Consider the following 10,297-nt stretch of genomic DNA (forward strand, 5'->3'; position numbering starts at 1 on the left):
ACATGCGCAAAAAACGCTAACTATGGATTAGCCAAGAAAGAGTAGGAAGAGGAAGGCTTTTTCTGTTTTAAGGAATATAAAATAAGCGTAGAAAAAATATGAACTAGGTGTATAATTCACAGTGCAATGGTATTTCACTAATCCAATTATTTTTCTCTTGATCTAGCCTATCATCCAATATTGCCTGCCTTATAGATGCCATTAACTTATTCATGAAGAAAACATTGTGAACGGTAACAAGTGTGTAAGCCAGCAACTCTTTAGCTTTCAGTAGATGGTGTATATAAGCTCTTGAATGTTTCCTGCAGGTAAAGCACAAACAGTCACTTTCAATTGGGTTATCATCTAGCTCAAATCGTTGATTTCGCAAATTAATATGCTCTTTGCACTTTGAAGAAATAGAATCTCTGTTTTTTACTTTAACAAGTGCGCCACCATGTCTTGCAAGGCGAGTTGGATGCACGCAATCAAATGTGTCAACACCAAGCTCTACTGCGCGAAAAATGTCCACAATGCCACCAATACCAAGTAAATGAGTAGGCCTATCTTTTTTTAAATGTTCCATAGTAAAAGAAACTACATCATACATCTGCTCTTTGCTTTGACCAAGCGATCCACCTATTGCTTGACCAAAAAATGGCAAATCGTTGACAAAATCACAACTTTCTTTACGTAAATCTTGATACACTCCGCCTTGGCTAATTCCATACAGCGCCTGTTTGCCATCATTATTTTTTTCAAACTCATTTAAAGAACGTTCAGCCCATCTATGGCTCATGAGCATTGATTTTCTTGTGTATTCTTTACTAACATGGAATGGAGTACATTCATCTAAAACTAAGATTAAATCTGCACCTAATTTTTGTTGAATTTGTATCGATTTTTTAGGAGTTAGACAATAAGTTTTACCATTTATGTAAGAACGAAAAATTGCCCCATCTTCGTTAATTTTGATCAGAGTTTTTTGTTTCTGTCTTATTCCCTTTATCTCTTCTGAAACTGATCCGTGTCCTAAACTAAATATCTGGTATCCACCAGAATCAGTGAGCATTGGTCCACTCCATCCCATCATCTTGTGCAAGCCACCAAGCTTTGCCACAGTATCCTCTCCCGGTTGAAGCATTAGGTGATAGGTGTTGGAAAGTATTACCTGAGTACCTGCTTCTCTGATTCTCTCGATATCTGCAGCTTTAATAGCAGCTTTGGTTGCACAAAATATAAATGCTGGTGTTTCTACGTTTCCATTTGGAGTTTTAATAATGCCAACTTTTGCAGAACCTGATTGCTTGATTATCCTAAACGAGAACTTTTCCATCTATTTGCTTGAAAGTTCTGTTATGATGTTTTCTACTTTCTCAGGAGTAAGATTTTCATAGAAGTCATTATTGATCTGCGCAACGGGAGCATTAACACATGCACCAAGACATTCAACTTCCTTTAAAGTAAATAGATTATCTTTAGTAGTTTCACCGATATTGATTCCAAGTTTCTTTTTAAAGGTATTTAACACTTCTTCGCTATTGCATAACCAACAAGGAGTTGTTCTACAAACTTGTATCAGATATTTACCCACTGGTTTTAAATTATACATGGTATAAAAATTTGCCACTTCATATACGCGAATATGTGGAATATGCAGCATATCAGCAACATAGCGCATGGCAGATTCAGGAACCCATCCGCATTGTTCTTGTACGAGATATAGTAAAGGCATGACAGCGCTACCTTCTCTACCTTTAGGATACATCTCTATAGACTTTTTCGCTTTCCTGAGGTTGTCTGATGTAAAACTAAACTGCTCTTCTTTCTCTTTCATCTAATAAGGTTCATGTAAATCTCAACAGATTATATCTGAAAGACTAATAATTACAATTAGACTTCTTACATAAAAAGGCAATGACTTTAAATGTTGGAGTTTTTGTAACACCGCAGTTCACATTGATTGTGTCTGTAAGCTTCACTCCCACACTTATCACCTAATGGTGCTCTGTCGTTCAAGCATCCCTTCTCCTTCCATCTCAGTACTCTTTTCTGTCATCTCAATAGCCTCTGTATTGTCATCCGAGTAGCTGACACTGGAATCTAGTCTTTAATTATGCAATTTGCGTTTAGTTTTTCTGAATCATAGTATTACGCACTGGGATATGATGTCAGTATGTATAGCTAATTAAAAATATTAAAAAATTTACCAAGCAAAGAAAAAAGGCAAAAGAATCCCCTAGTAGTGAGTTTTGACTCTATAATAATTTAAACTGGCGCTGTAATAATGTGCTAACGCTTAAAATAAGCGCGATTTGGCTGAATGTAGAAAAAATAAAAAAGACATGCAGCCGCTATAATTTTATGTAATCCGCCAATAAATACCCTGAGTTTTTTACTGAATTTTGTCATTGAGCCTGCAGGTCAAAAACAAGTTTTGAGTCATAAATACCCTTACTATCATGGTAAGGAAATTTGGGGGATTTGTAAAGGAGTTTCTGTTGTCAACAAAGCTGCTAAATTTATTATATGGTTTCAAAGGAAACATATTGTCTATGGAAAGTCTGGGTTTATTAGCGTATTATCTCAGAGTACTTAAAAATTAATTTCTTAATTTTAGTTAAAATTTTATTGACGTTACATATAGAAATAATCATAATAGCATTTTATTAAAATTTTAAATATAATTATGCTTATATTAAGTAGATTATTTAGAGCTAATACAACTATACTGAAAGTTAAAGAAGCGATAGGTTTTAACCCAGCAAACGTAGGGTTGATTGAAGGAGATGGAGTTGCTTATGGACTTAGCTATCAAGACAACGGTAATGGAAGCAGTAGAGTAAAGTTACTTATTAGTCCATTATATCAATCAAAAACATACGAGTGTAATACAGGCGTCAACGTAGCAAATGAATTCAAGGGCCAATTATCTCCCACACTAATAGAAAATTCAGCTGAAGTAGATAAAGTTGGAGTTATCTTTCCTACAGAAGAAACTAACAAAGAAGAAAAATGCATCAAAGGCTTAACATTCAACACTTACGAAATCAAGCATTCAATTAATGTTCCCTTAGTTGAATACGTAGGAAAAGTAAAATTATACAAGAACATTAATAGAGATAGTCTTGCAAATGAAGACAATAGTTACTTTCAACCAAAAGCAGTAAAAGTTGGTAATGGTAATGTCATTGTAATCGCTCATAACTTAAAGGATCAAGCTTTAGTTTCTTGGTATTTAAAATCAGATGGAAGTGGAAAATTTAAAGCATTAGCTGGAAAAAAACGTATCACAGAAAGAAAATTATTGGAATTTGGTAACCCAGGGCAACTGGCATTAGATGGAAACACGATGCTTTATTCGCAAGTGAGGAAAAACATTGTTGGGAATCAAGAAGTAAGAACAAATATTTTTAAGTTCGATATGGCTAAAGTGGTTGAGGATCTGAAGAATAGAAAGGGAATCGACGAATGTTTGCTTGGTAAGAAAAAATGTCAAATAGATACAGCGTCATCTATTACTTCTAATCCAGGTGAAATAAATTTTTTACAGTATGTGAAGCGAATCAAAGGCAATGATCTAGTTGCCTTTCTTGCAGAAGACCGGTTGTCTGATAAACAAACGTTACATTTAATAAGTCTTGTTAAGAATGGATCAAAATCGAACTTTATTATTCATGAATTTAAAGATCCTGTAGATCAATTGTACGTTAAAGACAATGGTCAAGAAGGTTTTATCGTAACTGCGGTAAGTGGAGAAAGTATCATAACTTTTAATAGAGAGAGCTCTAGAAAATCTTCTAAAGCAACGATAATACCGACAAGTAGTATCAAAGCTCTCAGTGATTTTGTTAATATCATTAACGGTCAATTGACGCCTAGTATCATTTCCAGCAGTACTGTGGCTCCTATAACTACTACGAAAATAGTTATGACTTCTAAAGGAGCGTCAACCGCTGCAATTACCGGGACAACAAGAACTGACGCTTTGAAGACTACTAAATTGATAACAGAAGCCGTTGCACCTACTTCTACAACGAGTAAACCTTCAACAGAGTCAACAATTCAAACAAGTACAGTAACAGTGGAGACAACAACAGAGGCATCAACTACCGCTGCACCTACTTCTACGACGAGTAAACCTTCGATGGAGTCAACAACTCAAATAAGCACAATAAAATCTACAACAGTGGAGCCAACAACAGTAGCAAAAACAACTACTACTCCACAAACAACCACGGTTGCTACAACGTCAACTAGTGTGCCTTCGGAAACCGAGACAAGTACTGTAAAATCTACAGCAGCGACTATTGCGTCGACTTCTAAAGCAAGAAGTACTACGATGAGTAAACCTTTAACAGAATTAACAACTAAAACAGGTACGACATCTACGTCATCAGAACCAACAACAATAGCTGAAACTATTGCAACCTCACAATCGGCTATGATTACTACAATGCCAACTAATGTGCCAACAACAAACTCAGAGAAAACTATACAAACATTGTCTATTATGCCAAGTACTAGAACAAAGGCAACAACTCCTCTGCTCACTACAACTTTATTTTCTCAATCTACAGCTTCACCACAGCTTACTCAACTTGCTATAGGGTCTGATAGGGCAGGAATAATAGGGGGATCTTTAATTGGAGCAATAGGTATTGCTGGAATTATAGGATTCATAGCATATAAATATGTTAAGAGTAGTAATGCTGCTCCTGTGTTAGAACTAACTAATTTCAATGATAGAAGGCTATCATCTTCAAGTGGCAATAGCGATGAAGAAATTTTTATCGCTAGTAACAGAATGAGCCATATATCTATGCAAACTATGTATCAATCTGAAATAGTACTAAACAGTATATCAATAGAAAGTAGTAGTCGATCAAGAAGTAGCTCATCGTCTTTAAGCGGTGGACCAGGATCTCGATTAACTGAACTGGAGTCTAAAAGTGAAAAAAGCTTATCTTGGGATAGTGATGATGTGCCGGAATATCACCTTTAGCTATTTGTCTGAGTGTTTTTAGTATGTAGACTGTTAGGAAATTGTCTTTTGCTTTTGTAATTTTCATGTTAAAATATAGTTCCTGGGTGAAATAAGTAGCTGCTGTTGTGTGATAAACATAGCAGAGGAAAGTCCGAGCTCCAAGGAAAAATAGTGACGGGTAATACCCGCCGGAGGTAACTCCAGTTATAGGGCTACAGAAAATTACCGCCTAAAATATTATTAGGTAAGGGTGAAAAGGTGTGGTAAGAGCACACCATGACAATGGCAACATTGGTAGTCAAGTAACCAACACTAGGAGCAAGATTAAATAGAAGTAGACTTTATGTTTTTCTCATATCTACTCGGGTAAATCGCATGAAGTAAATGGTAACATTTACTCCAGATAAATAGCTACATAAACAGAACTCGGCTTATATTTCACCTAGGCAATGCGTGAATGTCAGCCATACTATGTAAATATAAAAAACATTTCACGTACCCTTTACGTGCTTACTATTACCCACAAATATAAATGGACATAAAAATAAAGGATTAGAATATTAAAGTGTGCAAATATTGAGGGTATAAAAATGGCAAATGAGAGTAATGAATGGGCTAAACATGAATTTGGAAATGCTATACTAGGAGATAAAAGACTAACTGACCGATTAGTAAATATTGTTAGTAAGTATGCCTGAAAGTTCAATCAATCAGGCATGTGAAAGTTGGTCTGAAGCAAACGCTTTTTTCAAAATAAGAATGTAAAAGAAAGTGAGATTTTGGCTTCACATGTTGCTAAAACAGCTGAAAGAATGAAAGCTCACAAAAGAGTTCTTGTGATACAAATTACATTTCATATGCTCCTAATAGGGAGTGTTAAATAAACTGTGTCAAACCAAGAAATAAAAATATAATTGATATAAAAAAACGGAGGTTTGACATGAGTCAAGTAAATAAAACTACCGGTTTGGTAGATTATAAAGATGTCGTCTATACGAGAAGGAAGACCGCTAACAGGAAGAGATAACACCGTTTATAAAAAAGCTGCTTGAGGCAAGTCTGGAAGGTGAAATAGAACACCACTTGTCTGGTGAAAGCGAAGAAAATAATCGAAGAAATGGGAAAAACTTTACGTACAACTCATTTGAGTTGTTAACACCTAGAGACAGGGAAGGAAGCTTTGAACCCCAAATAGTTAGAAAAAGACAAACAACAGAACTTGAAGCAAAGGTCTTAAGCACATTTGCCAGTGGCATGGAGATATAGCGTCACATATTGAGGAAATTTACGATCACAAAATATCGGCGGCAGAGATATCAAGTATTACTGACAAACAGTAATCAACGAATGGCGTAGTCGTCCGCTGCAGTCTGTATATCCGATAGTTTTCATGGTTTTTTAAGGAGTTGTGTAAGTAAATGTATGTATAATATATTAGCAAAATGGCAGAAAAGAAGTTTTATTTAGCTGAAAGTGAAGTTCTGGTTGGGAGTACTAAATGATCTCAAAGAGAGAGGAGTGGAAGATATTCTAATTGCATGTGTAGATGGGCTAAAAAGCTTTCCTGCAGCAATAAACGGTGTGTTCCCTAATGCAGAATGTGTATAGTGCATCAGATACGTAACTCACTGAAGTATGTAGCTAGTAAAGAGTTTTTTGAGTGATTTAAAGAAAAGCTTCAAGTAAGGAAATTGCCGAGAATTATCTGTTGGAATTAGATGAAAAATGGGGCACAAAGTACCCTATAATCTTGGCAGAATAATTGGGAAAACCTATCTGGTTATTTTAAGTATTCCGACCCAGTTAGGAGGATAATCTATACTACTAATCCCATAGAGGGGCTACATAGGCAAATTAGGAAATTCACCAAAACCAAGGGCTCATTTACTAGCATAAATGCCTTGTATAAACAGGTATATTGTGCTATAAAGAAAGTGGAGGAGAAATGGACTATGCCTGTACATGATTGGGCATTGACTATATCTCAGCTCGACATTTTCTTTCCCAACAGATTGAAAATTGAGTTGAATTAAAAATGCAGTTTGACACAGTTTATTTAACACTCCCTCCTAATAAACTCCTTCAATTAACTGATCCTTTCTCCTAAGAAACTCCTTGAACTAACTCATCTTTTTTTACCAGGATATAGCCAAATTCAGAAGCTTTTTTACTCAGATTTTTCATAACCCTGTTTTGATAAAGTTTTTCGTAAGAATCAATTCCTTTTTCGACATACTCTTGTCCATACTTTAGCATATTATAAAAGATACATGCTAATTTCCTTGCCATAGCAGTGATCGCTTTTGGAGCTCCCAGTCGTTTTTTCCACTTTCTGCATTGTGAACCAAGAGCAGTATTACTTTTTGATACACATTGTGCAGCAAGCCGTAAGGCATTTGCAGCACGATTTACGACTTTACAAGTTTTCGTGCTAAACACTTTTTCTCCAGTGATTTTATTACCTGGGCTGCAATCAAATTAAATAGAACTTAGATTATATTTTTTATTAATCAAATGAAATTTGCTACATAGTGGTTAAAATTTTCGAAACAGTTTGTTTTTCTTTGATATATTGAACTAATTTAGATAGTTGGAGACGTAAGACCTACCGCAAAAATTGAATATTTTTTATGGTTAAAAATAATTAACACTCAATTGAGTACAGAAATTTGACATAGTGGCGGAAGGAGAGGGATTCGAACCCTCGATACGACTTTTCAATCGTATAACGGTTTAGCAAACCGCCGCCTTCAGCCGCTCGGCCACCCTTCCAAATTAATTACTATAATATCAAGACCTTTACTGCCTGTCTAATGCTTTTAACTGCAATATTAAAAACAACAATATTTTTCTAAGCAGCTCTAATGCAAACTAATTTCTACTTTTTTCAATGATTTTTTTTGCTTTTTCTACATCAGCCCATTCTCCAACTGTTACCGTTTTTCCCTTTTCTAAATCTTTATAATGAGAGAAGAAATGAGCAATTTTATCTAGTAGGTTTTTAGGTAAGTCAGAATAGTTCTTTATATTGTCATAATAGCTATCAACACTGGAGATAGGCACAGCTAATATTTTTTCATCCTCTCCTTTTTCATCCTGAGTTAGTAATGCACCTACTGGACGCACCGATATCAAAACCCCGGGCGCTAAAGGAAATTGAGTTAGCACCAAAACATCCACAGGATCTCCATCACCTGCACAGGTGTTTGGTACAAATCCATAATTGCAAGGATAAGTCATTGACGTAGACAAAAATCTGTCAACTTGTAATAGCCCGAGCTCTTTGTTAAATTCATACTTTACAGGTTCAGCATTTGCACTTATTTCAATTACTACACTTATTGCATCTGGCTTTATCGTTATTTTGCTTAAGTGTCCGGTAGAGATCATAACTTTAAATCCTCCTATTAGGTTTAACTGCTACGATCCCCCCAACAGAACCGTACTTGCGAATTTCCCGCATACGGCTCTTCAGTGTAGCATTCACAGCATCTTTGATTACTGCTATCTGATTTAGTTTTCCTTGCATCATATTCCAACCTCTGTTGTGTTGGTGTAACAATCCCTAAACCAGTTACTATACCGCTGATTGCTTCCCCTTGCATGTGGCTTTCTCACACTCTGAGTACTATCAATCAGTCCGACTTCCTTTGTATCTTCCGTTAGTTCTTGCCTTTGTTGACTTGTTTCAACGTACCTTAATAGGAATACAAAGGATCTCCCAAGTTTACGTAAACTCCATCTCAATACATGACACGGCCTCAGATCCCGATAGAGTGAGTGATAACTTGCCTTGTCGTTATCCTTCATACTGTCTTCCACTATATGGAAAGTGTCGACCTCCATGATGTTGGCAATTTCGGAACTCAATACCTTCACTTTCGTTGCACCCTGTATTGTCCATTCCATTAGCTTTACTACGTTCGTTACCTTACGCAGCATAATGGTTTGTTCTAGGCTGTTGGCTAGACTTTGCCTAGGTTGGATTTTCACTAACTGAATTTTACGCACTTTGCTTGGCGCACCCATAAATTACCTCTTATCAGGAGTGAGTATTATACAATATGTACCTTGAAGTTGCTACATTTATAAACTTATTTTACATGATGCTGCATCAAGTTCTCGTTTGTCGCTCCATTGATTATTGAAAGCGGTGGTTCTTGCGGTGGTTTCAGTAGTTGAAATAAAGCATATACTATTACAATAGTGAGTACTGCAGCAACCATCAGATTAGCTTGTGGTATAGTATTTGTTATTGAGTTGAATAACCTTTGTTTCATAAGGAAATAGTCAGCAGCATATAATCCAACAGATAATATAAACATACCTAAAGCTAGTTTACAGAACGTGTTTTTATACCCTCCTTTTTGTTTATTGTTACTACCTAATACATACTCCACTGCCATTAAGTTAAGGGAAAGTGATGGACTGTATTGTAAAATCAGGTAAGATCCACAAATTAAAAGAAGTAATGACATGAGTAAAAAAAAGAATAATCATGTTTATAAAAAATAAATTGATGAGTTTAAACTTTATAAACGCACACAGAGCATCCTCAAAAGACTTCTCACGAAAAAGAAAGCTGCCCTTCATTAATGTATTTCTCCTGATTTTTAGAAAGAGTGTAAAGTCATTACAAGTAATGCTTAATGAGTTTGTTCTGCATACAAGAAAAGATTACACAATTACGGCAAGTGCATTTACTCAAGCAAGAAAGAAGCTAAAGCATACTGCGTTTTCAGAGTTAAATGATGATATAGTTTCCCTATACTACCAAGATCAGGAATTTAAAACCCACCATGGCTTCAGAGTACTTGCATTTGATGCTTCAATACTGATTCTGCCAAAGAGCGACAAAATAATAGGCGAGTTTGGCTCAAGAGCAGTATGGAATGGAATCCAGAGATTTGAAGACTATACAAGTGCAACCTTTGAAGTTTGCTACGATGTGCTAAATAATATTGCAATAAAATCTGTGCTAAGTAGAGGTGACAGCTATGAGGTTGATTTAGCGATCGGTATGCTTGAATCCATAAAATCAGACGATTTGTTAATCTGTGATAGAGGATACGTATCTTATCGATTTCTTGCTGAGCTTACAGGAAGGAAAATCAATTATATAATTCGCTGTCCAAGTTCGTCTTTCAATGAAATAAACGCTATGTTTAAGCCGGAAAGCCCATCTAGTATGCACTGCCATTAAGTTAAGGGAAAGAGAAGTTAAGATTGGACAAAAAATTTGAAGCGATTGATAATTATGGTAAATACTAGGGTGAATTTTTAAGAAAAGGGAGTCTGAAAAGTGCAAGTTATTTAAAAAAGTAATAATTG

7 protein-coding genes, 1 tRNA gene, 1 other RNA gene and 4 pseudogenes are annotated in these 10,297 nt (G+C 35.7%); 5 read left to right on the forward strand and 8 right to left on the reverse strand.

The window, feature by feature from the left end; genetic code table 11:
- Positions 1–103 precede the first annotated feature (103 nt).
- Together tgt and nuoE are read right to left on the reverse strand one after the other, a co-directional pair.
- Entirely contained in the window at positions 104–1,315 is a 1,212-nt protein-coding gene (tgt, locus tag wVul_RS03150; protein ID WP_047759148.1) for a tRNA guanosine(34) transglycosylase Tgt, read from the reverse strand.
- A complete protein-coding gene (nuoE, locus tag wVul_RS03155; protein ID WP_047759149.1) occupies positions 1,316–1,816 on the reverse strand; it encodes an NADH-quinone oxidoreductase subunit NuoE in 501 nt (166 codons plus the stop codon).
- Positions 1,817–2,668: 852 nt separating this feature from the next.
- Between nuoE and wVul_RS03160 the strand changes: the two genes are divergently transcribed.
- The 4 genes and pseudogenes from wVul_RS03160 to wVul_RS08575 all read left to right on the forward strand — a co-directional run bounded on the left by wVul_RS03160 (position 2,669) and on the right by wVul_RS08575 (position 6,999).
- Positions 2,669–4,984, forward strand: coding sequence for a hypothetical protein (locus tag wVul_RS03160; RefSeq protein ID WP_238580385.1), 2,316 nt, complete (start codon positions 2,669–2,671; stop codon positions 4,982–4,984).
- Between the two features lie 83 nt (positions 4,985–5,067).
- Positions 5,068–5,415: RNase P RNA component class A (gene rnpB / locus wVul_RS03205), an RNA gene on the forward strand.
- 141 nt (positions 5,416–5,556) lie between these two features.
- Positions 5,557–5,826 (forward strand): annotated as a pseudogene (locus wVul_RS08570) (IS4/Tn5 family transposase DNA-binding protein); the annotation flags it as partial.
- Between the two features lie 80 nt (positions 5,827–5,906).
- Positions 5,907–6,999: pseudogene (locus wVul_RS08575) on the forward strand (IS256 family transposase).
- 70 nt (positions 7,000–7,069) lie between these two features.
- On the opposite strand, the pseudogene wVul_RS03175 reads toward wVul_RS08575, so the two are convergent.
- The 6 genes and pseudogenes from wVul_RS03175 to wVul_RS03195 all read right to left on the reverse strand — a co-directional run.
- A pseudogene (locus tag wVul_RS03175) lies at positions 7,070–7,435 on the reverse strand (IS110 family transposase); the annotation flags it as partial.
- A gap of 209 nt (positions 7,436–7,644) precedes the next feature.
- Positions 7,645–7,738, reverse strand: a tRNA-Ser gene (locus wVul_RS03180).
- Between the two features lie 99 nt (positions 7,739–7,837).
- Positions 7,838–8,356: an inorganic diphosphatase gene (gene ppa / locus wVul_RS03185; RefSeq protein ID WP_047759151.1), complete on the reverse strand. Its 519-nt coding sequence runs from the start codon at positions 8,354–8,356 to the stop codon at positions 7,838–7,840.
- Positions 8,357–8,360: 4 nt separating this feature from the next.
- Positions 8,361–8,498 (reverse strand): hypothetical protein, encoded by a 138-nt coding sequence (locus wVul_RS08580; protein WP_153295509.1) that lies wholly within the window; start codon positions 8,496–8,498, stop codon positions 8,361–8,363.
- Complete coding sequence (locus wVul_RS03190) at positions 8,495–8,995, reverse strand: hypothetical protein (RefSeq protein ID WP_179943848.1); 501 nt, start codon at positions 8,993–8,995, stop codon at positions 8,495–8,497. The genes wVul_RS08580 and wVul_RS03190 overlap by 4 nt, the downstream gene beginning before the upstream one ends.
- A 65-nt stretch (positions 8,996–9,060) precedes the next feature.
- Positions 9,061–9,372: a hypothetical protein gene (locus wVul_RS03195; RefSeq protein WP_047759152.1), complete on the reverse strand. Its 312-nt coding sequence runs from the start codon at positions 9,370–9,372 to the stop codon at positions 9,061–9,063.
- A gap of 92 nt (positions 9,373–9,464) precedes the next feature.
- Between wVul_RS03195 and wVul_RS08585 the strand changes: the two are divergent.
- A pseudogene (locus tag wVul_RS08585) lies at positions 9,465–10,157 on the forward strand (IS4-like element ISWpi18 family transposase); the annotation flags it as partial.
- Positions 10,158–10,297: the final 140 nt, after the last annotated feature.

It is taken from the genome of Wolbachia endosymbiont of Armadillidium vulgare str. wVulC (assembly GCF_001027565.1).
Lineage (GTDB): Bacteria > Pseudomonadota > Alphaproteobacteria > Rickettsiales > Anaplasmataceae > Wolbachia.